Source organism: Salinibacterium sp. ZJ450, assembly GCF_011751885.2.
Lineage (GTDB): Bacteria > Actinomycetota > Actinomycetes > Actinomycetales > Microbacteriaceae > Ruicaihuangia.
Map to the genome: position 1 here is coordinate 2,087,593 of NZ_CP061771.1, position 23,081 is coordinate 2,110,673.

30 protein-coding genes, 2 tRNA genes and 1 riboswitch are annotated in these 23,081 nt (G+C 68.4%); of the genes, 13 read left to right on the top strand and 19 right to left on the bottom strand.

Annotation, left to right across the window (positions count from 1 at the left end; genetic code table 11):
- Positions 1-48 precede the first annotated feature (48 nt).
- Entirely contained in the window at positions 49-897 is an 849-nt protein-coding gene (locus tag HCT51_RS09970; RefSeq protein ID WP_191413564.1) for a hypothetical protein, read from the top strand.
- A 145-nt stretch (positions 898-1,042) separates the two neighbouring features.
- Here HCT51_RS09970 and HCT51_RS09975 read toward each other — a convergent pair whose 3' ends face one another.
- The 4 genes from HCT51_RS09975 to HCT51_RS09990 all read right to left on the bottom strand — a co-directional run bounded on the left by HCT51_RS09975 (position 1,043) and on the right by HCT51_RS09990 (position 2,204).
- Positions 1,043-1,576 (bottom strand): gamma carbonic anhydrase family protein, encoded by a 534-nt coding sequence (locus HCT51_RS09975; protein WP_166873421.1) that lies wholly within the window; start codon positions 1,574-1,576, stop codon positions 1,043-1,045.
- 1 nt (position 1,577) lies between these two features.
- Positions 1,578-1,650: transfer RNA gene (locus HCT51_RS09980), tRNA-Arg, on the bottom strand.
- Between the two features lie 8 nt (positions 1,651-1,658).
- Positions 1,659-1,922 carry a thioredoxin domain-containing protein gene (locus HCT51_RS09985; protein WP_166873427.1) on the bottom strand — a complete coding sequence of 88 codons (264 nt, stop codon included), beginning with the start codon at positions 1,920-1,922 and terminating at the stop codon, positions 1,659-1,661.
- Between the two features lie 3 nt (positions 1,923-1,925).
- Positions 1,926-2,204 (bottom strand): oligoribonuclease, encoded by a 279-nt coding sequence (locus HCT51_RS09990; protein WP_166873430.1) that lies wholly within the window; start codon positions 2,202-2,204, stop codon positions 1,926-1,928.
- Between the two features lie 161 nt (positions 2,205-2,365).
- On the opposite strand from HCT51_RS09990, the gene HCT51_RS09995 reads away from it, so the two are divergent.
- The 6 genes from HCT51_RS09995 to HCT51_RS10020 all read left to right on the top strand — a co-directional run bounded on the left by HCT51_RS09995 (position 2,366) and on the right by HCT51_RS10020 (position 5,061).
- Positions 2,366-3,151 carry an SGNH/GDSL hydrolase family protein gene (locus tag HCT51_RS09995; protein WP_224760432.1) on the top strand — a complete coding sequence of 262 codons (786 nt, stop codon included), beginning with the start codon at positions 2,366-2,368 and terminating at the stop codon, positions 3,149-3,151.
- A gap of 9 nt (positions 3,152-3,160) precedes the next feature.
- A complete protein-coding gene (orn, locus tag HCT51_RS10000) occupies positions 3,161-3,781 on the top strand; it encodes an oligoribonuclease (protein ID WP_166873437.1) in 621 nt (206 codons plus the stop codon).
- 31 nt (positions 3,782-3,812) lie between these two features.
- Positions 3,813-3,888 (top strand) — tRNA-His (locus HCT51_RS10005).
- Positions 3,889-3,947: 59 nt separating this feature from the next.
- The gene (gene clpS, locus HCT51_RS10010; RefSeq protein ID WP_166873443.1) at positions 3,948-4,232 is read left to right on the top strand and encodes an ATP-dependent Clp protease adapter ClpS; all 285 of its coding nucleotides are present in this window, start codon (positions 3,948-3,950) and stop codon (positions 4,230-4,232) included.
- Positions 4,229-4,711, top strand: a complete 483-nt coding sequence (locus HCT51_RS10015) for a DUF2017 family protein (protein ID WP_166873447.1) — start codon at positions 4,229-4,231, stop codon at positions 4,709-4,711. The genes clpS and HCT51_RS10015 overlap by 4 nt, the downstream gene beginning before the upstream one ends.
- A complete protein-coding gene (locus HCT51_RS10020; RefSeq protein ID WP_224760433.1) occupies positions 4,708-5,061 on the top strand; it encodes a metallopeptidase family protein in 354 nt (117 codons plus the stop codon). Before HCT51_RS10015 ends, HCT51_RS10020 begins: the two co-directional genes overlap by 4 nt.
- Before the next feature lie 11 nt (positions 5,062-5,072).
- Here the strand turns inward: HCT51_RS10020 and HCT51_RS10025 are convergent, their stop codons facing one another.
- Genes HCT51_RS10025 through HCT51_RS10040 form a run of 4 tightly spaced genes read right to left on the bottom strand, consistent with a single transcriptional unit; the run spans position 5,073 to position 8,350 of the window.
- Positions 5,073-5,543 (bottom strand): nucleoside/nucleotide kinase family protein, encoded by a 471-nt coding sequence (locus HCT51_RS10025; protein ID WP_224760434.1) that lies wholly within the window; start codon positions 5,541-5,543, stop codon positions 5,073-5,075.
- On the bottom strand, positions 5,533-6,324 hold the full coding sequence (locus HCT51_RS10030) for an energy-coupling factor transporter transmembrane component T family protein (RefSeq protein ID WP_224760435.1): 792 nt from the start codon (positions 6,322-6,324) through the stop codon (positions 5,533-5,535). The genes HCT51_RS10025 and HCT51_RS10030 overlap by 11 nt, the downstream gene beginning before the upstream one ends.
- Positions 6,321-7,754 carry an ABC transporter ATP-binding protein gene (locus HCT51_RS10035; RefSeq protein ID WP_166873451.1) on the bottom strand — a complete coding sequence of 478 codons (1,434 nt, stop codon included), beginning with the start codon at positions 7,752-7,754 and terminating at the stop codon, positions 6,321-6,323. The genes HCT51_RS10030 and HCT51_RS10035 overlap by 4 nt, the downstream gene beginning before the upstream one ends.
- Before the next feature lie 2 nt (positions 7,755-7,756).
- Positions 7,757-8,350, bottom strand: coding sequence for an ECF transporter S component (locus HCT51_RS10040; protein ID WP_166873454.1), 594 nt, complete (start codon positions 8,348-8,350; stop codon positions 7,757-7,759).
- A 34-nt stretch (positions 8,351-8,384) separates the two neighbouring features.
- Positions 8,385-8,495, bottom strand: a riboswitch (TPP riboswitch).
- 218 nt (positions 8,496-8,713) lie between these two features.
- On the opposite strand from HCT51_RS10040, the gene HCT51_RS10045 reads away from it, so the two are divergent.
- The gene (locus HCT51_RS10045) at positions 8,714-8,935 is read left to right on the top strand and encodes a hypothetical protein (protein WP_166873457.1); all 222 of its coding nucleotides are present in this window, start codon (positions 8,714-8,716) and stop codon (positions 8,933-8,935) included.
- Between the two features lie 38 nt (positions 8,936-8,973).
- Here HCT51_RS10045 and HCT51_RS10050 read toward each other — a convergent pair whose 3' ends face one another.
- Positions 8,974-9,489, bottom strand: coding sequence for a GNAT family N-acetyltransferase (locus HCT51_RS10050; RefSeq protein WP_224760436.1), 516 nt, complete (start codon positions 9,487-9,489; stop codon positions 8,974-8,976).
- A 68-nt stretch (positions 9,490-9,557) separates the two neighbouring features.
- Here HCT51_RS10050 and HCT51_RS10055 point away from each other — a divergent pair, with 68 nt between their 5' ends.
- Complete coding sequence (locus HCT51_RS10055) at positions 9,558-9,779, top strand: hypothetical protein (RefSeq protein WP_166873465.1); 222 nt, start codon at positions 9,558-9,560, stop codon at positions 9,777-9,779.
- Between the two features lie 78 nt (positions 9,780-9,857).
- The gene (locus tag HCT51_RS10060) at positions 9,858-11,558 is read left to right on the top strand and encodes a long-chain-fatty-acid--CoA ligase (protein WP_166873468.1); all 1,701 of its coding nucleotides are present in this window, start codon (positions 9,858-9,860) and stop codon (positions 11,556-11,558) included.
- A gap of 24 nt (positions 11,559-11,582) precedes the next feature.
- Here HCT51_RS10060 and HCT51_RS10065 read toward each other — a convergent pair whose 3' ends face one another.
- The gene (locus tag HCT51_RS10065) at positions 11,583-12,020 is read right to left on the bottom strand and encodes a group I truncated hemoglobin (protein ID WP_224760437.1); all 438 of its coding nucleotides are present in this window, start codon (positions 12,018-12,020) and stop codon (positions 11,583-11,585) included.
- 147 nt (positions 12,021-12,167) lie between these two features.
- The gene (locus HCT51_RS10070) at positions 12,168-13,253 is read right to left on the bottom strand and encodes a VIT1/CCC1 transporter family protein (protein ID WP_166873474.1); all 1,086 of its coding nucleotides are present in this window, start codon (positions 13,251-13,253) and stop codon (positions 12,168-12,170) included.
- 298 nt (positions 13,254-13,551) lie between these two features.
- Here HCT51_RS10070 and HCT51_RS10075 point away from each other — a divergent pair, with 298 nt between their 5' ends.
- Positions 13,552-14,163, top strand: a complete 612-nt coding sequence (locus tag HCT51_RS10075; RefSeq protein ID WP_166873477.1) for a hypothetical protein — start codon at positions 13,552-13,554, stop codon at positions 14,161-14,163.
- A gap of 42 nt (positions 14,164-14,205) precedes the next feature.
- Here HCT51_RS10075 and HCT51_RS10080 read toward each other — a convergent pair whose 3' ends face one another.
- The 4 genes from HCT51_RS10080 to HCT51_RS10095 form a co-directional block, all read right to left on the bottom strand.
- On the bottom strand, positions 14,206-14,868 hold the full coding sequence (locus HCT51_RS10080) for a M23 family metallopeptidase (protein WP_166873480.1): 663 nt from the start codon (positions 14,866-14,868) through the stop codon (positions 14,206-14,208).
- A 270-nt stretch (positions 14,869-15,138) separates the two neighbouring features.
- Entirely contained in the window at positions 15,139-15,792 is a 654-nt protein-coding gene (locus HCT51_RS10085) for a spermidine/putrescine ABC transporter substrate-binding protein (RefSeq protein WP_166873484.1), read from the bottom strand.
- A 33-nt stretch (positions 15,793-15,825) separates the two neighbouring features.
- Positions 15,826-16,881 carry an FUSC family protein gene (locus tag HCT51_RS10090; RefSeq protein ID WP_166873487.1) on the bottom strand — a complete coding sequence of 352 codons (1,056 nt, stop codon included), beginning with the start codon at positions 16,879-16,881 and terminating at the stop codon, positions 15,826-15,828.
- A gap of 28 nt (positions 16,882-16,909) precedes the next feature.
- Positions 16,910-17,767 (bottom strand): DUF3097 domain-containing protein, encoded by an 858-nt coding sequence (locus tag HCT51_RS10095; RefSeq protein WP_166873490.1) that lies wholly within the window; start codon positions 17,765-17,767, stop codon positions 16,910-16,912.
- A gap of 67 nt (positions 17,768-17,834) precedes the next feature.
- Here HCT51_RS10095 and HCT51_RS10100 point away from each other — a divergent pair, with 67 nt between their 5' ends.
- Complete coding sequence (locus HCT51_RS10100) at positions 17,835-18,881, top strand: zinc-dependent alcohol dehydrogenase family protein (protein ID WP_166873493.1); 1,047 nt, start codon at positions 17,835-17,837, stop codon at positions 18,879-18,881.
- Between the two features lie 16 nt (positions 18,882-18,897).
- On the opposite strand, the gene HCT51_RS10105 is transcribed toward HCT51_RS10100, so the two are convergent.
- Complete coding sequence (locus HCT51_RS10105) at positions 18,898-19,545, bottom strand: protein-L-isoaspartate(D-aspartate) O-methyltransferase (protein WP_166873498.1); 648 nt, start codon at positions 19,543-19,545, stop codon at positions 18,898-18,900.
- Positions 19,546-19,596: 51 nt separating this feature from the next.
- Here HCT51_RS10105 and HCT51_RS10110 point away from each other — a divergent pair, with 51 nt between their 5' ends.
- On the top strand, positions 19,597-20,037 hold the full coding sequence (locus HCT51_RS10110) for a VOC family protein (RefSeq protein WP_166873502.1): 441 nt from the start codon (positions 19,597-19,599) through the stop codon (positions 20,035-20,037).
- Here the strand turns inward: HCT51_RS10110 and HCT51_RS10115 are convergent.
- The 3 genes from HCT51_RS10115 to HCT51_RS10125 are packed head-to-tail and all read right to left on the bottom strand — an operon-like array spanning position 20,027 to position 23,051.
- Complete coding sequence (locus HCT51_RS10115) at positions 20,027-20,404, bottom strand: DUF3054 domain-containing protein (protein ID WP_166873504.1); 378 nt, start codon at positions 20,402-20,404, stop codon at positions 20,027-20,029. The genes HCT51_RS10110 and HCT51_RS10115 overlap by 11 nt on opposite strands.
- On the bottom strand, positions 20,401-21,939 hold the full coding sequence (locus HCT51_RS10120) for a DUF7059 domain-containing protein (protein ID WP_166873505.1): 1,539 nt from the start codon (positions 21,937-21,939) through the stop codon (positions 20,401-20,403). The genes HCT51_RS10115 and HCT51_RS10120 overlap by 4 nt, the downstream gene beginning before the upstream one ends.
- The gene (locus HCT51_RS10125) at positions 21,936-23,051 is read right to left on the bottom strand and encodes an AI-2E family transporter (protein WP_166873508.1); all 1,116 of its coding nucleotides are present in this window, start codon (positions 23,049-23,051) and stop codon (positions 21,936-21,938) included. The genes HCT51_RS10120 and HCT51_RS10125 overlap by 4 nt, the downstream gene beginning before the upstream one ends.
- Between the last annotated feature and the right edge of the window lie 30 nt (positions 23,052-23,081).

Here is a 23,081-nt window from a genome sequence, read left to right on the forward strand (position 1 = left end):
GCCTGTCACTACGCAGCACTCCCGCGTGTTCGGGCTATCGTGCCCACCATGCAGTGGTGGAACAACTTCGTGAACTGGCTTCTCTCCGACGACGGATGGCGGGTCTTCTCCACCGCGATCCTCCCCTTTATCGCGATCCTCGTAGCAGGCGTCATCGCGGCCCTCATCGGCCGGCGATCCGCCGAGCGTGTGCTGGCGTTCCAGGACCGTGAGCTCAAGGCATCCGCTGTCGCTGCCCTGATCGGCGCTGGCCGCAAGGCCGCCGTGTGGAGCTCGCTCACCGTGCAGGAGCAGTCGCACTACGACAACCAGATCAGCGAGTCCGACGCCCGCGTGCGGCTGCTGCCCGTTTCAGGGTCGACTCTGGCCGGCGATTGGGCCGCGCACCAACTCTCTGAGATGAAGAAGAACTCGGCCATCTTCAGTTTTCAGGCCGAGCAGACTCTCGACGAGTTCCGCGACAGGCTGATCGAGTGGCAGCACAAGCCCAGCCGCGCCAAGAAGCTGTTCAAGCAGGACCTCGAACAGTGGAAGTACGCGCAGCCGTCGCCGGAGCAGGAACTGTCGGTGCAGCAGCAGGAGTGGGCCGCATCAACCCGTGCTGCGGAGGTCGCCGCCGCGGCGCTGCCAGTGGACCGTCGCACCAGCGCGTCCGCGACCGCTGAGCCGCGCGACATCACCCCGGCCGTGCCGCCGGTCACGGTCGCGTCATCCGCGCCCACCGCCGAGACTCCGGCGCCACTCGCGCCCGCGATCACTCCGCAGCCGGCGCTGACTGAGTCCGTACCGAGCCCGGTGGAACCGAAGCCGTACGCGACCTCAGACCTCGACAGCTACTCTCCGCCGGTCACGGCCAGCACGGTCCGACAGCGGATCAACCCGTCTACCGACGACTAGGGCTATCACCCACCGAGGCTATGCCCGCGGTGTTTCTCACACCATGCGGCGGTACGTAGCCCCGCATGGTGTGAGAAACCCCGCATCGTTCAACGCGCGGTGCTACGCCCGAGTAAGCGCTACAGAACCTCGGTGCGAAGAACGGCTAGAGCTCGTCTTCGGCCGCGTGCTGTGCGGTGATCTCCAGATAACGGTCAGCGTTCGCGACCAGCCCGGCGATCTCGTCCGGGCTGAGCTCGCGGCGCACCTTGGCGGGCACGCCCGCAACGAGTGAGCGCGGCGGCACCACGGTGCCCTCGAGCACCACGGCGCCAGCGGCCACCAGCGACTCGGCGCCGATCTCAGCGCCGTTCAGAATGGTGGCGCTCATTCCGATCAGCGAGTTGTCGCCGATCGTGCAGCCGTGCAGCACCGCGCGGTGGCCGACCGACACACCTGAGCCCACGATCGTCGGCTTTCCCGGGTCGCCGTGCACCACGACGCCGTCCTGGATGTTCGACCCGCGGCCGATTTCGATTCGATCCCGATCGCCGCGCAACACCGCGCCGTACCAGATGCTGGCGCCGGCGGCGACGTGCACGTCACCGATGAGGGCGGCCGTCGGGGCCAGCCAGGCCTCTCCGTCGACGTCGGGCAGCTTTCCGTTTACAGCACGCAGCAGTGCGGTGTTTTCAGACATGTGCCCCCGGCAGGAATCGAACCTGCGACCAAGAGATTAGAAGGCTCCTGCTCTATCCGCTGAGCTACGGGGGCGACGGTGTTTACGATACCGTGCGAGCCAGCGCCACCAGCACTTGGTTGACGGTCGGCACTCCCTCGGCGCGGAACACCTCGGTGCCATCCTCCTGACGCACCAGCACGGTGGGCGTCACCCGCACGTGAGCCGCCTCGGCCAGCTCCGGCGCCAGGGCGACGTCATGCTCAACCACCGAAGCGGCTGGCACCAGTTTCTGAACCTGATCGAGCACGAACCGCGTCTGGCTGCACGGTTCGCAGAACATCGACGAGAAGTAGACGAGCTGCACGCTTTAGAGCTCGCCCCGGTCTTCGAGGGCTTCGAGCTCGTCGCTCTCCGCCGCATCCCACAAATACACGACCTGGACCTGGTCGCCGACCGACCGCGCGGTCACGGCGTTGTAGACCAGCATGGTTTCGATTCCATCCACCGACGCGAGCGTGGTGATCTCCTTGTCCCAGCCGCCTGCCGCCGACGCGACGCGACGCTCGGACTGTCCATCGAAGGCGCCGCCCTTGTAGAAGACGACGTATTCGTCGCCGCGGGCAACCATCGGAGTGTTCTCTGTCATAGTCCAGTCCTACCAGACCGCGCCACCGCCCGCCGCTTCGCCGCCCCGAAGAACGAACAGCGTGTGCCCGGCGTATGACAACGCGTGTCCGGTCGCTGAACGTTTGGCGAATGCTGCTACGGCGTGCTGCGCTGATTCGCCGGCGGATCGACACTGGTGCCGTGACGAACAGATGGCAACGCTACGTGGCGGTGGGCGACTCGATCACCGAGGGATTCTGTGATCCCGCGTTTGACGGACCGGGCGTCTGGCTCGGCTGGGCCGACCGTCTGGCAGCGATCCTGGACGGCAACGCCCGCATCGGCGGGGGCGGCGGCAGCATCGACTTCGCCAATCTGGCGGTGCGGGGACGCCGTGTTTCGGATGTCGTGCACAACCAGATTCCCCGCGCCATCGAGCTCGGCGCCGACCTGGTCTCGATCATGGTTGGCGGCAACGATCTGATGGGGGCCAGGGCGAATCCGGACGCCCTCGCCGATGAACTCGAACACGGTGTCAAGCAGCTGAAGACGGCCGGTGTCGATGTGCTGCTGGCGACATCCTTCGATCCGCAGTTCGCCCTGTTTTTGAAGCCGCTGCGGGGCCGCTCCGCCGTGTTCAACGCCAACCTGTGGTCGATCGCACGCACCCACAAGACCTTCACCCTCGACCTGTGGGGCATCCGCGAACTGCAGAACCGGGCCATGTGGGCCGAGGATCGGGTGCACCTGACCAGTGCCGGCCACCAGCTGCTTGCGCGCCGCGCGGCCCACGCGCTGGGCGTCGCGTACGCCGAGATCCCCGCGACGCACATGCCCGGCGAGGACACCGCCCCACGGCTCTCATCACTCAACTGGCTGCACACCTACGCGCTGCCATGGGTCGGACGGCGGGTGCGCGGCGTGTCAGCGGGTGACGGGATGTCGCCGAAGCTGCCGGTGCCGATGCAGGTCAGTGCTCGGCGATAGAATCGCCTAATGTCAAATGCCTCGGATCGTCTCGTCTGGATCGACTGCGAAATGACGGGGCTCGATGTCGAAATCGACGAGCTTGTCGAAGTGGCCGTTGTCATCACCGACTTCGAGCTGCAGCCCGTTCATCCCGGCTTTGAGATCGTCATCAAGCCCGACCTCTCCGCCTGGGAGAACATGGGCGAGTTCGTGCGCAACATGCACACCGAGAGCGGCTTGATCGACCTGATCCCGAACGGGGTGTCGCTCGCCGAGGCCGAGTACGAGGTGCTCGAGTACATCCTGCAGCACGTGCCGACCGAGCAGCAGGCTCCGCTCGCCGGCAACACCATCGGCACCGACCGGGCTTTTCTCGCGCGCTACATGCCGCGCGTCGACAAGCACCTCCACTATCGAAACATCGACGTGTCCACGATCAAGGAACTGTCGCGTCGCTGGTTCCCGCGCGTCTACTTCAACGCGCCAGTGAAGAACGGCGGGCACCGTGCCCTGGCCGACATCCTCGAGTCGATTCGCGAGCTCGACTACTACCGTCGCGCGGGCTTCGTGGCCGAGCCTGGCCCGACCACCGAAGAGGTGCAGGCCACGTCGAAGGACATCGTGGAAAAATGGGCGCCGTTTCTGTAATAGACTCTTCTGGTTGCCAATGGCAAACACGGTGGGCGTAGCTCAGTTGGTAGAGCGCTGGCTTGTGGTGCCGGATGTCGCGGGTTCGAGTCCCGTCGTTCACCCCATCTGGAAAGGGCCCGACTTCGGTCGGGCCCTTTTCCTTCTTATCTGCAAGGCTTGACGCATGCCCCTCACTCTCGACAGTCCGATCGTCGATGAGCAGACGACGCTCAGCCGGCCATGGACCACCGTGGTGTGGAACGACCCGGTCAATCTGATGTCGTACGTCGCCTACGTGTTCCGCTCGTATTTCGGTTTCGATCGCGGCACCGCCGAGCGGCTCATGCTGCAGGTGCACAACGAGGGTAGGGCGATCGTCGCCACCGGTGGGCGCGAAGCGATGGAGCGTCACGTCGAGGCGATGCACGGCTACGGCCTGTGGGCCACCTTGGAGCAGGTGCCGGCATGACACCGTGGACCCGCGACGACGACAACGTGCTGAGCGCCGAGTTCAGCGACATCGAGACGGCCATCCTGCGCGACCTGGCCCGGCAGGTGGGCGAGCTCGTGGAATCGGCCGACCACAGGGACCCGGCGCTGGCGCGGCTGCTTCCCGACGCCTACCGTGACGATCCCGCCGCCGCGGCCGAGTTCCGTCGGCTCACCGCCGCGGATCTCGCGGCCCGCAAAGCGGCCGGCATCCGCCTGATCGGCGCGATGCTCAGCGACAGCGACAGCGGCCGCGTCGTGGTGACCGACCCGCAGGCCCTTGACTGGATGCGGGCGCTCACCGACATCCGTCTGGTGATCGCCTCCCGGCTCGGCATCGAAGAGGACGGCGACGAAGGACGCACCGACAGCGACGAGGATCTGTTCCTGCGGAACGCCTTCGACTGGCTCGGCTTCGTGCAGGACTCCATCGTGCAGGCGCTGGAGGACACCCTGTGACGCTCGAACTGGACGCCGACGCGTTCGAGCGCGTGGTGGTCGAGGAGCTCGACGCGCTGCCGGACGACATGGTCGACGGCCTCGAGAACCTGGTCTTCGTGGTCGAGGACCGCCCAGAGAACGGCACGCTCGACACGCTCGGCCTGTACGACGGTGTCGCCCTGACCGAACGCGGACAATACGGCTTCGGGGAACTGCCCGACCGGATCATCCTGTTCCGGGAGCCGCTGCTGTCCATCAGCGAAGACCTGGATGAGCTGAAGGATCAGATCCACGTCACCCTGGTGCACGAGATCGCCCACTTCTACGGCATCGACGACGCCGAACTGCACGAGCTCGGCTGGGGTTAGCCCGCAGCGGGTCAGCGGTAGTAGATCTCGTCGGCCAGCGCCTGCGGGTTCTCTCGGGCGATGAATGCCAGCTCCTGCGCCGCCCAGCGTTCCCAGTGCGGCGCGTACGCGTCGCCGTCCCGCGCCAGCGCCCGCTGCTTGCGGGCGGCGTCATCCAGTTCCACCCAGATGCCCCAGTCGGCCCTCGCCCGGCTCACCCGGGACAGTGCGCCGCATCCCTCGACCACGATCGGCCGGGTTGGGTCGAGGTCGTGCCATTCTGCGGGGCGACCGGCGGTCCAGTCCCAGCGCTGCCAGCGTGGCCGCTCGCTCAGCACGAACTCGGCCACGTGCCGGCTGCCCGCCTCAAGGCCGTCCCAGCCGGGATAGATGTCATCGAGCCGCACAAGCTGGGCCTCCGGCCATCCCTCAACCATGGCCGCTGCGAGGTCGGTCTTGCCGGATCCGGAGCGACCGTCGATGAGGATGCGCTCAGCCGACAAGGGAATTCCAATTGCCGGTCATAACGGATGCCGCAACCGCGGTCAGTCCGATCAGCAGCCCGAGGCCGGCGACGACCCAGTCCCGAGCGCCGAACCGCGAGGGTCTGGCCCAGGTGCGGGTGCGGGTGCGGGCCGAGCCGAAACCACGAGCCTCCATCGCGGTGGCGAGCTTGCTCCCCCGCCGTACCGACAGCACGAGCAGCGCGAACGCCTGGCCGAACAGGCGCCGGATGCGGCCGTGATCGGCCACCCCTCGAGCGCGCCGCGCGAGCTCGAGTGACCGCCAGTCCTCGATGAACAGGCCGATCAGGCGCAGTCCGGCCAGGGCACCGAGCACGAAACGGGCAGGCAGGCGCACGATCTGGGCGAGGCCGTCGGCGAGGTCCGTGGGGTCGACGGTGACGAACAGCACCACCGAGGGCAGGGCGATGGCGAGCACGCGCAGCGCCGTGGCGACGGCGAGCTCGAGCGAGCCTTCGCTGACCCTGGCCATCAAAAACTCCCAGTACACCAGCCCTGATGTCTGCCCGTACAGGGCGATCGTGATGGCCGCCGAGGGTGCGGCGGCCCACACCGGCCAGGTGCGCGACCAGAACTGCCGCCAGCCCAGTCCGGCGAACGGCAGCAGCAGCGCTTCGAGCAGCAACGCCACCGACGCCGACACCCAATCGACGGTGAGGATAAGGCAGACCCCGAGCAGCAGGGCCGCGGCCAGCTTCGCTACCGGGTTCACCCGGTCGATCGGCCGCGCATGGCGCACCGTGAGAGTGGTGAAGGTCACCCTGCCACCACCTCTCCGAGTACCAGTTCGGTGTCCGCGAGTGCGGTGACGAAGTCGGCGTCGTGCGTGATCGCGACGACCGCGCTGCCCGCGTCGATGAGTTCTGCCAGCAGGGCGACCAGCTCGGCCCAGGTGCGCGAGTCTTGTCCGAAGGTCGGCTCATCCAGAACGAGCACTCTCGGCCGGGTGGCGAGCACCGTCGCCACGCTCAATCGCCGCTTCTCTCCGCCGGACAGGGTGAACGGGTTCGCCTCGGCGAGGTGCGCCAGACGCAGGCGCCCGAGCAGGTGCTCCACTCGCTCGGCCACCTCAGCGTCTGGCAGGCCGAGCGCCCGCGGGCCGATCTCCAGTTCCGAGCGCACCGTTGCGGCGAGGAACTGGTGTTCCGGGTCCTGGAACACCGTGCCGATCCGGGTGAGCAGCTCTTTGCTGCGCCATCGCCACGGTGCGGCGGCAAGGCCGGCGGCCAGCTCGGGACGCGCCTCGAGCGTGCCTGACACCGGTGCCAGCAGCCCGGCGAGGGTGAGCCCGAGCGTTGACTTGCCTGCCCCGTTCGGGCCGGTGATCGCGAGGCACCCGCCCGCACGCACGTCGGCGTCGACACCAGAGCGCACCACCGTTCCACGCACCCGGGCAATGGACAGGTCGCGGGCGTTCAGCAGCGCCGGCCCGGGCGCGGATCGCCGATCCGGAACCGCCGGTGGGAACCCCGGCACCCACACGCCCATGCGGGCGAGGGCCTCCCCCTGCTCGGTGAGCACCTCATCCGGGGTGCCGTCGGCGAGCACGCCGTGCTCACCGAGCACCACGACGCGGGTGACCAGGTCGCGCCAGACTGCGACCCGATGTTCGATCACCACCATCGTCGCGCCGGTCTGCTCGAGCACGCGTCCGACGGCGTCACGCACCTCGACGGTGCCGGCCGGGTCGAGATTGGCTGTCGGCTCGTCGAGCAGCAGCAGCCCCGGCTGCATCGCCAGCGCTCCGGCGAGGGCGAGCCGCTGCTTCTGGCCGCCCGAGAGAGCGCTGGTGGGGTGATCGATCGGCAGGTCGAGCCCCACGGCAGCGAGAGCTGCGGTTACCCGCGGCCAGATCTCGGCCACCGGAACGGCCAGGTTCTCACAGCCGAAGGCCACGTCGTCACCGACACGGGCGAGCACGACCTGGCTGTCGGGATCCTGCAGGACGAGCCCCGGCACGCCGTCCACCTCGAGGCTTCCGTCTTGTTCGCCTTCGTCGGCGCCTCCCAGCACGCCCGCCATCGCGTGCATCAGGGTCGACTTGCCGGCGCCGGAGGCCCCGAGCAGCAGCACGCGCTCCCCCGGCTCGATCACCAGGTCGATGCCGCGCACCGCCCATCCGGCGCGTCCAGCGTGACGCCATCCCCAGCCGCGAGCGCGCACGCCCGCGGCTGTGCCGGGATCGCTCATGCTCAGACCGCTGCCCTCGTTTCCCGACCTGCCGCGAACCGGTTCAGCGCGCCGGTCCTGGCCAGCGCGCGCGCCGCGTACCAGGACAGCAGGCCCGCGATCACGAGGCCGCTGACAATGCCGCTCACCGTGTAGACCACGGCGAAGGCGGTGTCACTCGCCCGGTACCAGAGGGTGAGGTCGGTGATCGCCATGGCGAGTCCTGCGGCGGCCCCGGCGATCAGGGTCGGTACCAGGCGCCAGTTCGAGTACAGGAACAGGGCGAACACCAGCTCGGCGCCGAGGCCCTGCGTGAGTCCGGAGATGAGGGTCCACCAGCCCCACTGGTTGCCGACCAGCGCCGATACCGTCGCCGCGAGCAGCTCGCCGTACAGGGCGGCGCCGGGCTTGCGGATGACGATCGCCGTGAGGACCCCGGCGAACAGCCAGAACCCGCCGCCGAGCGCCTCCAGGCCGGGAAGGATGGCCTTCAGCGGGCCGCTGACGACGTTGGAGGCGAGGTTCCAGATCAGGAAGACCACCCCGCTCGCCACGCCGATCACGCTTGCCACCACGATGTCGACGACGCGCCACCGGAAGTTACGTTGTGTAGTCACTGGTCGTGCCTTTCAGTCAATTGAAATGGCACGGGATATTGAGAATGTCACTCCCTGCGCTGGCATGATCCAGATCAGGTTCGACGGTCGAAGCTTGGAGAAGCTTCCTCTCAGCCCGGCTCACCGGACTCCCGTGTTCGGCACCCAGTATACGCGGCAGCGCTGGCCGCGGCGGCGCTGGCCGCGGCGGCGAGGGGGCACGGCACGACACCGCACGGCACCCTCACCTGAGGGCAACCGGTTGCATAGCAGAAACAGTTCGTCATGCGCAATATCGGGTCTGGCCGAAAAACCCTCCGCATGCTCTAATGAACTCGTCGCCCCCGAACAGGGGTGTCTACCCGATTCGGAAGGACCTGCGTCATGAAACTGCTCCCATCCGAACGGCAGGCCGGGACTATCCCGGACATCACCGTGATCGACGACGAGACGTGGGCTGTTCTCAGCGATCGCGACACGCTCGGGTACGTGGTCAAGGCCGGATCGGTCTACGTCGCCCTGAAGGGCCCCGACCGCAACCACGCGGTGGAAGTCGGCCAGTCGCTGATCTTCACTGACGCCGTCCTATTGGCCGCACGCCGCTGACAGGTCCGCCGCTGACAGGGGCGAACGCCAGACGCGGTCTAGACGGACTCGACGGACTCGGCGTCCACCGACGCAGCCATCAGCGCCACGGTGACTGCCCCGCCCTTGGTCGGCTGACGACCCACCTCACGGAACCCGAGCCGCTGATGGAACGCCATCGACCGCGGGTTCGGCGGGTCGACGTTCACCTCGCAGGTCACCTCGGCGCGCCCCTCGCCCCTGGCGGCATCGAAGACCGCGGCATACAGCACGACGCCGAGCCCCTGCGACCTGGCGCCTTCCGAGATCACGATGCGATCGACGTAGAGGCTGTCGGTTCCGCGCTCCTCGAAGAACCGGTAGTTCTCACTGTCATAGGGCGATCCAGGGCGGAACGCGATGAGGAAGCCGAGCAGGCTGCCGTCGTCGTCCTCGACGACCAGTGCGACATCGCTCAGGACGGCAAGCTCGGCGAATTCGGCAAGCGGGGTGACCGGCACTGCTGGGTATGCGTGGTTGTTCAACGCGACAACTTCGGGCAGGTCTTCGACGGTCAACGGGCGCAGCTGGGTCACGTCACGAGCGTATCGCGACATGCCGACCGCCCTATACCGCGCGCGTCCGATCGTGCCAGCATGGAAGCATGAGCGACCAAAACGAACTGCCTCCCGCCGACGAGTGGTGGCCAGGACTGGATGTCGACGCGAAACACTGGATCCTCGCGAATCTCGACGAGGACCTGCCGGCGAACATCGCCGAAGCAATCGCCGAGGAAGCGGGAGTCGAACCTCCGGATGACGGGCCGTGGCGGCTCAGCGACGACGACGTGGGGTTCATCGAGACGCAGGGCGAAGCGGTCGACTGATCGGCGGATTCTCCCGACCGGCGGTGCCTGGACCGACCGCCGAGTATCGCCGAGTGCCCGGGGTGGCACAATATCCGAGTGACTATCGACACCCCCCGGCCGTGGCTCTCCAGTTACGCCCCCGGCGTCCCGCACGACATCGAACTGCCCGCCGGCAGCCTCTACGACATTGTGGAGCAGTCCGCGAAGGACTTTCCCGAGAACGTAGCGCTGGAGTTCTTCGGCGCTGAGACGACGTACGCGGCGCTCGCGGATCAGATCGCCCGTGTCGCCGAGGGCCTGCGGCGCATCGGGGTACAGAAGGGCGACCCCGTCGCCATCGTGATGCCGAACGCCCCGCAGCACATCGTTGCCTTCTATGCGATCGAACGGCTCGGCGGCATCGTCGTCGAGCACAATCCGCTCTACACGCCGCGGGAGCTCCGCCACCAGTTCGAGGACCACCGGGCAAAAGTGGTCATCGCCTGGGACAAGGTGGTGCACACCATCCAGGAGTTCCCCGACGACGTCGCGGTCGACACGATCGTGTCCGTTGACGTCACCAGGGCAATGCCGTTGGCGACGCGGGCCATGCTGCGGCTGCCGATCCGCAAGGCGCGCGAGTCGCGCGAGGCCCTGACCACGTCGGTGAGCGGCACGCTGCCGTGGCACGAGCTGGTGCAGAACGAACCGATCCGATCGGATGCCCCGCGCCCGGCCGCGTCGGACATCGCCCTCATCCAGTACACCAGCGGCACCACCGGCTCACCGAAGGGTGCCACCCTCACGCACCTGAACCTGACGTCGAACGCCGCACAGTCGCGGGCGTGGACGCCGACCGTGACGCGCGGTGACGCGGTGGTCTACGCGGTGCTGCCGATGTTCCACGCCTACGGCCTGACACTCTGCCTCACCTTCGCGATGAGCATGGGTGCCCGACTGGTGCTGTTCCCGAAGTTCGACCCTGACCTGACGCTCAAGGCGATCCGCAAGCATCCGCCGACCTTCCTGCCTGCGGTGCCCCCGATCTACGAACGCCTCACGGCGGCGGCGAAAGAGCAGGGCGTGTCGCTGAAGGGCATCCAAATCGCGATCTCCGGCGCAATGCCGCTGTCCGAGAAGGTGGTCGAGCCCTGGGAAGCCGAAACCGGCGGGTACCTCGTCGAGGGCTACGGTCTGTCGGAATGCTCCCCCGTGCTGATGGCGAACCCCGTCGCCGACACCCGGGTGGCCGGCACCGTCGGGCTGCCGTTGCCGAACACCGAATGCCGGGTCGTCGACCCCGAAAACCCGACCGTGGATGTTCCCGCGGGCAGCGAGGGTGAGCTGCTGGTGCGCGGGCCGCAGGTATTCAGCGGCTACTGGGAGAAGCCGGAGGAATCGGCCGCGGTCTTCGTGGACGGCTGGTTCCGCACCGGCGACATCGTCACCATCGATGAGGCGGGTTTCGTGCGGATCGTCGACCGCATCAAGGAGCTCATCATCACCGGCGGGTTCAACGTGGCCCCGAGTGAGGTCGAGGACGCACTGCGCGGCGCCCCGGGCGTCGCCGATGTCGCCGTGGTCGGCCTCCCGAACGCCCACAGCGGCGAGGAGATCGTGGCGGCGGTCGTGCTGAAGGCGGGAGCGACCCTGGATGAAGACGCGATCCGAGAGTTCGCCCGCAGCGTGCTGACGCCTTACAAGGTGCCGCGCCGGGTCGTCGCCGTTGACGAACTGCCGAAATCAATCATCGGCAAGGTGCTGCGGCGCAAGGTGCGCGAGCAGCTGCTCGCCGGGGGTCAGGGGAAGCTGGGCTGAGCGAAGCCGAGGGCTTGGGAGCCATCAGGTGCCAGTGGTGACGAGGTATCCCTCGGTGACCTCGCCCTTGTGGGCGGCGAACGCGGCCAGTACCTCGTCCTTCTCCGGTCGGGGCACCCCGACGATGTCGAGGGTGCGACCCAGTTCGGCGGCCACCTCGTCGAACTCCTCGGGGGAGATGTGGAACTTGCGATGGGCCTCTTCCAGGCCGAGGACGGTGCTCCCGGGCTCAGTGGCCCTGTACTGGAATGGCCCGCCGGCCACGTTGCACACCCACAGGGTGCGCATGAACTTCAGGCCGGGAAGCCTGTCCAGGTTCTTGGTGTGCCACTCCCGGAGGGCCGCGTTCTTCGACTGCTGACCGACGATCGGGTTCTTCACGACGGCGTCGCTGAAGTGGTCGACGACGGCGGCGATGGCGAATACGCCACCGAGCCGTTCGTAGAGGCTTTGCTCGGGCATGGCTGGTTCCTCGATTTCGTTGTCTCGTCCGATGACACGTCGCCGGGGCGCGGGTCCCTTGTCTTCTTCGGCTCGGTCTACAGCGGGAATCATCCCGTGTCAATGATGATCGGAGCGCGGGGAGCCTGAATCGATCAGTTACACGCCCTAGGCGAGGCCACTTCCGAAGGCCAGCCCCAGCAGATAGGTGACCGCCGAGGCACCGAAGCCGATGGCCAGCTGGCGCAGCGCCCGCTTCAGCGGCGAGGCACCGGACAGCAGCCCGACGACGGCACCGGTGAGCAGCAGCGCGAGGCCGACGAGCGCGGATGCCACGATGATCGCGGTGAGCCCGGACAGGCCGAACAGGTACGGGATGACCGCAATGATGGCGCCGGAGGCGAAGAAGCAGAAGCTCGCGGACGCAGCGCCCCAGGCGGAGCCGATGGCCTCGTGCTCGTCACCGACGATCCGGATGGGGCCGGTGGCGTCCGGACGGTAGTTCGCGATCATCTCTGCCGCGTGCTGCGCCGCGTCCTGCGCCGACATGCCGCGCGCCCGGTAGAGGAGGGTCAGCTCGTTCGCGTCGACGTCGAGGTTCGGCACCGCGCTGTGCGCCGTCGGGTTAGGTGTGGAGGCGTCGAGCAGCTCGCGCTGCGACCGCACCGAGACATACTCCCCCGCACCCATCGACAGCGCACCGGCGAGCAGGCCCGCGATTCCGGTGAAGAGCACGGTCGCGCTGGAGACTCCGGTAGCCCCGATGCCCAGAACGAGCGCCAGGTTGCTGACCAAACCATCGTTCGCGCCGAACACCGCGGCGCGAAATCCGCCGGCGAGACGGTTGCGGCCGCGCGCGGCGAGGCTCCGCACGACCTCCTCGTGAATGCGTTCGTCGGCGGCCATGGCGTCGGTGGCGTCGAGGTCGCCCTCGTATGGCGAACGGGATTCGGCGCGCTGGGCCAGGGCAAGCACGAACACCGAACCGAAGCGGCGCGCCATCCAGCCGAGGGCCCTGGTGCGCAGCGCGCCACGGCGCGGTTTACCCACCCGGTCGCCGAGCAGCTGCAGCCAGTGTGCTTCGTGGCGGCCCTCGGCCTCGGCCAGGGCGAGCAGGATTTCGCGTTCTTCTCCGTCACGGCGACGGGCGAGATCGCGATAGACCGCTGCCTCGGCACGTTCGTCGGCGAGATAGCGTCGCCAACGCCGCACGTCAGCAGCAGTGGGCTCGGTCGGTTGAATCCGCGTGGTCATCGTGGTGGATCCTTCGGTCGGCCCGAGCGAAGGATGCGGGGAGGCATGCTTCGGCCGGGGTTGGGGTGCACTGGTGCACTGTCAGGCCGAAGGTCTCGCTCGCCCGCAATCGCGGGTGGTGCACCGGGCTGAACGCCAGTATGTCGACACACCGTCACCGGGTCGGTGTGAACCGAACCCGTGGGAGCTACTCCCCTTCTGCCGCCAGCCTACCAGCGCGTCTGCGCGGCCACCGATTCGGCACCGCAGCTCAGAGTGTCTCTAAGCTGGTGGTACCTACTCAAGGAGAGAGACGACGATGGGCTTTCTGGATCGATTGTTCGGCCGCGAAGAGAACGACGCCCGCCGAGACGAGCGCATCGCGACCACTCCCCCGGCACCCCGCCGAAGCGACGACGAGATCGCGGTGGAGCGCTACCAGTACCTGCTGCGCACCGCGCCGCCCGAAACCATCGAGCAGGTGCACGAAGAGGCGTTCAGCAAGCTGACCGACGAGCAGCGTCAACTGCTGTTCCAGCAACTGACGGCCACCGCGCCGGCCGGTGAGCAGCCTCGCGGCGACGACCCCCGGTCGCTTGCCCAGTCCGCCACCCGCTCGGAGCTGCGTCAGCCCGGCACCATGCAGCGGTCGATGCAGGGTCCGAGCTTCGGCAGCATGGTGGGCAGCTCGCTGCTCGGCACTGTCGCAGGTTACGTGATCGGCTCGGCACTGGTCAGCTCGTTCATGCCGAGTGACGGCGGCGGTGAGGCGAGTGCCGATGATGCCGGAACGGATGACGCGTCAGGCGCAGACCCCGGTGGAGATGTCTCGGATGCCGGTGGTGACACCGGCGGTGGTGACTCCGGTGGCGGCGACTTTGGCGGCGGCGACTTCGGTGGCGGCGGCTTCGACTTCGGCGGAGACTTCTAGCGCCTCAGCCGGTGAGCGTACGCTCAGCCGGTGGCCGACTGCTTAGCCGTTGACGCGGGCGCTCAACCAGCCGTACGGGTCAATCGGCGTGCCGGCTGCATCGTGGATTTCGAAGTGCAGGTGCGCGCCGGTGCTGACTCCGGTGCTGCCGACGGTGCCGAGCTGCTGGCCGACGGTGACCGTGTCACCAACGGCGACGGCCAGGGAACCGGTCTGCATGTGCGCGGACAGGCTGTAGTACTTGACGCCGTCGATGACGTGCTCGATCTTGGCGTGCACACCGAACGGGCCACCGCTCGAGGCCTCGACCACAACACCATCGGTCACCGCGTGGATCGGTGTGCCGGCGCCGGGAGTCCAGTCGATGCCCTGGTGCTGGCTCGAGCAGGCGGCGCACGGTGCGTTGCGCGGACCGAAGTCGGCGCTCATCGCGACTCCGCCGGCCAACGGCCAGCCCACAACGGTGAAGTAGCTGAGGGCGAAACCGTCGCGCACCACGGGGGGCTCGACGACCTCGGCCGGTACGGCCAGGGTCTGCAGAGCCGCGCTGTACTGCGCGTCGGTCGGCTGGACGGCATCGGCGGGTATCGAGTTGATGGTGGCCATGCTGCCGACGAAGAGGGCTGCGGTGACCGCGAGGTGGCGGCGGCTGACGTTCAGGAGTCCGCCATAGCGGGCGGAGCGGACGTGGGTGTGACGGGGCAAAGGGATATCTCCGGGGGTAGGGCACGGGAGTGCGAACGCGCGTGGAAAGCACAGCGCGACATCGAGCACAGGCTGGGGCACACCGAGAATTGCGGTGGCCGCGGACTTCCCAGTCCCCCTCTAGACGGTATTAATCACGCCAAGGAAACTGGATCCGGCAGCAGAACTGCCTTCATAAAGTGTGACTTATTAGCCTCAACGTTCCCTGAACGTTCACGAATCGTTACCAAACGATCAATCCTCAGAGGGAGGAAGGTGCTAGGCGCGCGCCTACAGCGGGGCGTCCAGCGATCGTGACAGGTCGTGCAGCAGTGCCTCCACCTGCGGTTCGACGAGGCGTTCCACGGCATCGTGAATCCGGTGCCGGTGGTCGGTGAGAGCGAGGCACACGGCCATCCCGGTGCGGGTGGCGTGGTCGTCCGCGAGCGCCATTTCATGGCGAAGCGCCGCCTTCGCGGCATTCGTCAACGGTGGAGGTTCCGGCAGCCGGATGCCGAGAGCGGCGTTCTCCGCGAGTTCGGCCATCGTGAACAAGAAGGGTTGGCCGGGATCCGGCTCCGGGTCGATGTCGAGACCTTGGTATTCCGGGGCGAGCCCGTCGTTCGGCCGATACGGCCTGGCCTGCTGCCTGGCCTCGGAATCGCGCAGCTCGCGGCTGAGCAGCGGGAGGCTGCGCTCCGTGTAGGAATCGACTTCGGCTTCGATGAGCGCACTCAGCCTCATCACGAGCGCGTGTTTGACGCTGTGCGGGATGTCGTAGTCGAACCCGGCTGCCTCCACCAGCGGTGAACCGGTGCAGCGTCGACAGAGCCGAGTTCTGGAGCGGTGCGTACTCGGCTGCCAGCGCGTCAACCAGCGCAGCCACGCGTCAACGGCAACCTGAACGCGCGCGTCAATCGACGGCTCGGCGGTGTCCTGCCCCATAGTCAGTCACGGTACCGCGTTGCGGGCCAACATTCACGCCGTGGCGGCGGGTTTCTCGCGATTGACGACCCGCCGGGACACGAAGACGATGACGATCGCCACGGCCGCACCGATACCCGTCTCGATCACGCGATCCACCAGCAGTGGTCCCCACGGGTCGCGGGGACCGAGATTGCTCGCGCCGAGGGCCAGCGGGGTGATGAACAGCAGCGCGGTGCCATAGTGCCTGGCCACGAACAGCTCTGCGCCAAGCTGGGCCAGCACGATGAAGATGATCAGGGTGAGCGGGCTCGGCTCCCAGAGGAACAGTGCCGCGGCGACCAGCACGCCTGCAGCGGTGCCGAAGAACCGGTGGAACATGCGGCGGTAGCCGGTGAGGGAGGCGAGCGTCGGCATGATCGCGGCGACGGCAACGGCGGCCCAGTACGGGTGCCCGATGCCCGACGCGAGGGCGAGCAGCCACGCGCCCACCACCCCGATCACGTTGACCAGGGCGAGGTACCAGTACGTGCGCTCCTTCACCGGCGCGAGCGCGCGCTTGGGACGCCGGTGCAGCGGGCGGAAGACTGCGCGGGCAGGCCGCGGTGCGATCTTCCGCAGAACCCAGCCGCTCATGCCGATCAGCACCGAGAAGGCGGCGGATGAGGCTGCCACGAGCAGCGCCTGCGGCACGTCCTGCGGTTCGATCGGCACGTTCGCGATGACCAGCAGCGCGAAGACGAAGAAGATCGACCCGCGCGGAATCCACCCCATGATCTCGCTCATCGCGATGCCGAAGGCGACGACGAGTGCCAGGGCCACGCCGAGCACCCAGATCGGTGCGTCGTACGCCGAGAGCAGGGTGGCCACGCTGATAATCGCAAGAAGCGAGAGTGCGGCGACGGTGAGCGTCTGGAACCGCAGCCGGTAGGGCTCACTGCGCCCGTAGAGCGAGGTGAACGCGCCGAACGAGGCGTAGACGGAGAGATCGAGTCGGCCGAGTCCGAGCAGAATCAGCAGCGGCACCAGCAACGAAATGGAGGCCCGGATGCCGGCCTCGAATTCGAGAGCTCCGACGCCGGTGAACCACCTGCGCCAAAGTCTTTTCACCTCGTCAATCTTAGTGCGGGTGGCGAGGTCATTCCGCCGTGACGAAGTCGATCAGCTCCTCGACCCGGCCGAGCAGCACCGGTTCGAGGTCGGCGTAACTGTTCACGGTGCCGAGGATGCGCTTCCAGGCTCGGGCGATGTCGGCCTGGTCCTCGTGCGGCCAGCCCAGCGCCTCGCAGATGCCGTGCTTCCACTCGATCCCGCGGTCGATCACCGGCCATGCCGACAGGCCGAGGCGCGCCGGTTTCACCGCCTGCCAGATGTCGATGAACGGATGCCCCACCACGAGCACCGTGCCGCCGTGCTTGCCGCGGGCGACGGCATCCGCGATCCTGCTCTCTTTCGACCCTTTCACGAGGTGGTCGACCAGCACGCCCACCTTGCGGTCAGGCGTCGGCGCGAACTCGCGGATGATCGCCTCCAGGTCGTCGATCCCGGACAGGTACTCGACGACGACGCCTTCGATCCTCAGGTCATCGCCCCAGACGCGCTCCACGAGTTCTGCGTCGTGCCGGCCCTCCACGTAGATGCGGCTGGCACGCGCCACCCGCGCCTTGTGCCCGGCGACGGCGACGGAGCCGGACGCGGTGCGCACCAGCCCGGTGGGTGCGGCGGCCGCGGGATGCTTCAGCACCACGGGTTTGCCGTCGATCAGGAAGCCAGCGCCGAGCGGGAACGCGCGCACCTTGCCGAAACGGTCCTCGAGCTCGACCAACCGGCCCTCGATGCGCACCACGGCGCCGCAGAACCCGGTTCCGACCTCTTCGACGACCAGGTCACGGGTCGCCTCCACCTCGGCCGCCGCGATCTTGTTCGCGGTCTTCCAGTTGGTGGCCAGCACATCGCCGCCGTAGCTGCCGTACCTATCGCTCGGGTCGTAGTTCACCGATCGAGGCTAACCAACCGCGGCGGCATCATCGCGGCAGACGCGCGACGTACGGGAGAATGGGCGGATGCTGGCAACGATGATCTATGGCGAACGCGACATCCGCGTCGAAGAACGACCGAATCCCACCCTGCACCTGCCCACCGACGCCGTGGTGCGCGTGGTGGCCTCGTGCGTCTGCGGGTCGGACCTGTGGCCGTACCGCGGCGTGAACGCGGTGCACTCGGCACGCCCGATCGGACACGAGTTCGTGGGCGTGATCGAGCAGCTGGGCGCGGACGTGGCGACGCTGCGGGTCGGCGACTTCGTGATCGCGCCGTTCACGGTCAGCGACGGCACCTGTTCCGCCTGCCGGCACGGCGTGACCTCGGCGTGTGAGCATCTCGGCTCGTTCGGGGCGCGGGACGAGCACGGGTTCCCGATCGATGGCTGCCAGGGAGAGTTCGTGCGCGTGCCGCTGGCCGACGGAACCCTGGTGCCGGTGCCGGCCCCGGTCGACGACGCCCTGGTGCCGAGCCTGCTGACGCTGTCCGATGTGATGTCGACCGGCCACCACGCTGCGGTGTCCGCCGGGGTGGGTGCGGGGTCCACCGTGGTGGTGGTCGGCGACGGCGCGGTCGGGCTGTGCGGCGTGCTCGCCGCGGCCAGGCTCGGCGCCGCGCGCATCGTGGCGATGAGCCGTCATGCCGACCGGCAGGCGCTAGCCCGCGAGTTCGGGGCGACCGACATCGTCGCCGAACGCGGAACCGAGGGGGTTGCTGCCGTGCGCGACCTGCTCGGCGAGCTCGCCGACTGCACGCTCGAGGCGGTGGGTACAGAAGAGTCGATGGCGCAAGCCCTCGGGGTGACCCGGCCGGGCGGTCGGCTGGGCTTCGTCGGCGTTCCCGCCGGCGGTCCGCAGCTGCCGGTGCGACAGCTGTTCGACACCAACATCACCGTCGGCGGCGGCATGGCGCCGGCTCGCGCGTACATTCCGCAGTTGCTGCCCGATGTGCTGAGCGGCGCCATCAACCCCGGCAGGGTCTTCGATCTGGAGCTGCCGTTGACGGATGCCGCGGAGGCGTACGCCGCGATGGACGAGCGGCGCGCCATCAAGGTGTTGCTGCGACCGTAGCCCCGCCTGGCGGGCGTCACCGCTCCGGTCGACCCCATTCGCCGATCAACGGCACGAACACCACCGGCAGCAGCGTCTCCTCGGTGTACTCGTCGTCGGCGGTGCGGGTGACGCGGATCAGCTGCTGGCCGCGGTTGCGCACGTCGACCGGGATCACCAGGCGCCCGCCGATCGTGAGTTGCTCGGTGAGCGGCTGCGGCACGGCTGGCCCTGCCGCCGTCACCACGATCGCGTCGAACGGCTGCTGCTCCGGCCAACCGAGCGTGCCGTCGCCCGACCGCACCCGCACGTTCGGATAGTTCCGCAGACGGAGGCGGGCGGCATCCGCCAAAGAGTCATGCCGTTCAATGGTGAACACCTCGGCGGCCAGCTCCGCCAGTACGGCCGCGCCGTAGCCGGAGCCCGTGCCGATCTCGAGCACCCGGTCGCCCGATTGGATGCGCGCCGCCTCACACATCCGCGCCACGATGTATGGCTGCGAGATCGTCTGCTTCTCGGCGATGTGCAACGGGTAGTCGGCGTAGGCCTGGTCCTCCTGAGCCACCGACACGAACTCGTGCCTGGGCACCCTGCGCATCGCCGCGAGCACCCGGTCATCCCGCACACCGCGACGGGCAATCTGTTCGTCGACCATGCGCTCGCGCGCGCGGTCAAAGTCGCGCATACCCCCAGTGTCGTCCTTGCGGGGCTGCACCGCATCGGCAAGGCTGAGCCCATGCAGCCTCGCGTCGACCTGATCACCGTGGCCACCGACGACCTGGCGGCGTCGCGCACCTTCTACGTTGACGGGCTCGGGTGGACGCCGACGCTCGAGGTTCCGGGCGAAATCATCTTCCTGCAGGCGAATCGCGGGCTGCTGCTCGCGCTGTGGGATGCCGAAGCGCTCGCGGACGACATGGGCATGCCACCCGGGTCAGTGCTGCCCGGCGCCGGGTTCTCGCTCTCGCACAATGTGGCGAGCGCCGCCGAGGTGGACGCGGTGCTGAACACCGCCAGAGCCGCCGGCGGCACCATCCTGAAGTACGGGCACCAGGCGGATTTCGGCGGCTACAGCGGGTACTTCGCCGACCCGGCCGGGATCCGCTGGGAGATCGCGTACAACCCCGCCTGGCGGGTGCGCGAGGACGGCAGCGTCGAGCTCGGCCTTATCGAGTAGTGCGACGCCGGCGGATGGCGTGGGCGATCAGCCGCCAGCCGAGCAGGAACGCGGCGAGGGCGAGGACGGCCACGGCGATGAAGGTGAACTGCACGCCCTGCCCCGACAGCAGCCGCAGCAGCATGCCGCCGGCCACGGTCGCCAGCCAGATGCCGACACCGGGGGTCACCACGCCGAGCGGATGCCGCCAGGCGAGGGTGACGAGCCAGCCGATCGCGAGGCCGGTAAGGAACGGCCATGCCGTGGTGACAAAGCCCAGCAACGCCCCTTCCGAGCCGTGCTCGCGGCGGCCGATGAGCACAAACAGCAGCACGAACAGGATGTCGAGCACGGCGGCCAGTGCGACGGTGCGGCTGCGAGTTGTCATCGGTCGGTTCCTTCCGGAAGCTGCAGGATGCCGGTCTCCACAAGCTCGCGCAGCCGTGGCAGGATCTCCGCGGTGAGCTGCTCGGCGTCGACGTCGAGCAGCTGCCCGATCGCCGCGCAGATCGCCGCGACGCTGAGGCTGCCGTCCGAGGCGCCGACGACCGCGGCCAAAGCCGTGTCGAGCGTGACGGTGCGGGCGAATCCGCCGCCCTGGCGCAGCAGCATCACCGTCGGGTCGGCGTCGCCCGGCCAGTAGTGGCGTTCCTCGGTGACGTCGGCGGCGACGGTGAGAGCGGTCGCCGCCAGCTCGGAATCGGTGAGCGCGTCAAGCCGGTCCGCGGCGGCGAGGCACGCCGCGAGGTGCGCGCCGAGGCCGGCCGGGTTGTGGCCGAGCGGCCCGAGCTGACGCTCCATGCGCTGCCGCGGAGCGGGGCTGTGTGCATCCGGGCGGCGCAGGGTGACGTAGCCGAAGCCGACCTGCGACACGTCACGCGCGGCGAAGTCGTTCAGCCAGGCATCGTAGAGGGCGTCGAAGTCGTCGCCGGGGCGGATGCCGCCGTCGCGGATCCAGGTTTCGGCGTACAGCGCGGCATCCTGCACCTCGCGCTCGATGATCCAGCCGTCAAGCCCCACGGTGTCATTCCCCACCGAGTCAAGCCACGCGCGCACCCGGTCGAAGGCGTGCACCGAGCCACGGTACTCCCAGTTGCCGAGCAGTTGCGCCACCCCCTGCGGTGTCAGGTGCTCGGCCGCTCCACGGATGACGGCCTCGACGATGCCGTCACCGACCATGCCTCCGTCGCGGTACTCGTAGGCGGGAACGCCCTCCACCCGCGGGGTGATCACGAACGGCGGGTTCGACACGATCTGGTCGAACCGCTCACCGTGCACCGGCTCATACAGGCTGCCGTGCCGGAACTCGATCGACTCGATGCCGTTCACGGCGGCGTTCAGCGCCGCAATCTGAAGCGCGCGCTCCGAGATGTCGGTGGCGACAACGCGGCGCGCATGCCGGGAGGCGTGCATGGCCTGGATGCCGCATCCGGTTCCGAGGTCGAGCACGGAGTCGACCGGCGTCTGGATCATCAGGGTGCTGAGCGTCATCGACGCACCGCCCACCCCGAGCACGTGGTCTTCCCGCAGCGCCCGCCCGAGCGCCAGCTCGCCGAGGTCGGAGGCGATCCACCAACTGCCGTCGCCGTGCTGGTCGGTGAAGCTGTACGGTCGCAGATCGAGGAGGGGGCGGATGTCGCCGTCCTCCGCTGCGACCAGTCCGAGTTCCGCGGCCCCGGCGACGCCCAGGGTGGGCAGCGCGGACTCCAGTGCCTCCGCGGCCACGGGCAGGCCGAGCACGAACAGCCGGGCGAGGGTGGCGGCCGGCTTCTGCTGGGAGCGCAGCGCCCGCAGCGCGGGCACCCGATGTCCGCGGAACAGCGCCTCATCCGCGGCGCTCCCCCAGAGCGCCGTCAGGGTGGGGACCGTGAACTGTGCCGTGGTGAGGTCGGCGCGGAGTCGGGCGGCAAGCGTCGCGGTCATCGGCGTGCCACGGTTGCGGGAAGCGCAGGCTCGTTGACCCCTGCCCAGATCTTCACCACGGCCCAGCTGACCGCGGCAACCGGCACCGACAGCACGGCGCCGAGGATTCCGCCGAGAATCGTGCCGATGGTCAGGGCGAGCAGGATCACCAGGGCGTGCAGCTTGAGGGACCGGCCGAGCACGACCGGCTGCAGCAGGTCGCCCTCCAGCTGGTTGACCGCGATGACGACCGCCACCACGATCAGGGCGATGAGCGGGCCGTTCGCGACCAGGGCGACGAGGGCGGCGAGCACGCCGGCCAGCGTCGCGCCGATCAGCGGGATGAACGCGCCGATGAACACGATAACCGCCAACGGCAGCGCGAGCGGCACCTGCAGGATGGCCAGGGCGATGCCGATCACGATGGCGTCGACCGCGGCCACGATCGAGGTGCCGCGCACGTACACGCCGAGCACCTCCACGGTGCGTGTGCCGGAGCGTCGGGCCTTCGCCAGCCGGTCGCCCCGCAGCCGCTGGATCAGGAACGCCCACATCCGATCGCCGTCCTTCAGGAAGAAGAACAGGATGACGAGCGTCAGCACCGTGCCGGTGAGGAACTCACCAACGGCCGACACGCCCGCGAGGGCGCCCGACCCGAACTCGGAGCTGGTCAGGAAGTCGACGATCGCGGCCTGCGCCTCTTCGAGTTGCTGCTCGTCGATCGGCAGCGGGAGTGAGAACAGCCACAGTTCCAACTCGTCCAGTCCCGCGGTGGCCCGGGCAACGAGCTCTTCCCATTCGGCGCGCACGGCGAACACGATGCCGGTGATGATGCCGCCGAACACCACGATCGTGGAGACGAGGGCGATCCAGGTCGCCAGCATGCGCGGCAGGTTGCGGCGCCGGAGCAATCCGACGAGGGGGCTCATCGCCGAGGCGAGGATGAGCGCGATGAGCACGGGGACGACCACCAGCTTCAGCTGGATCATCGTGTAGACCGCGGCAACCGCCAGCACCAGGATCAGGATCACCTGCGCGCTGCGGGATCCGGCGCGACCGAGCGAGTCCGTCCACACACCCGCTCGCAGCGTGTCCGGTTCGGGGATCGGGCGGCTTCTGAACGGTGACCTCATGCTGGCAAGCTTAAAGGTGCCGTGCCCGGC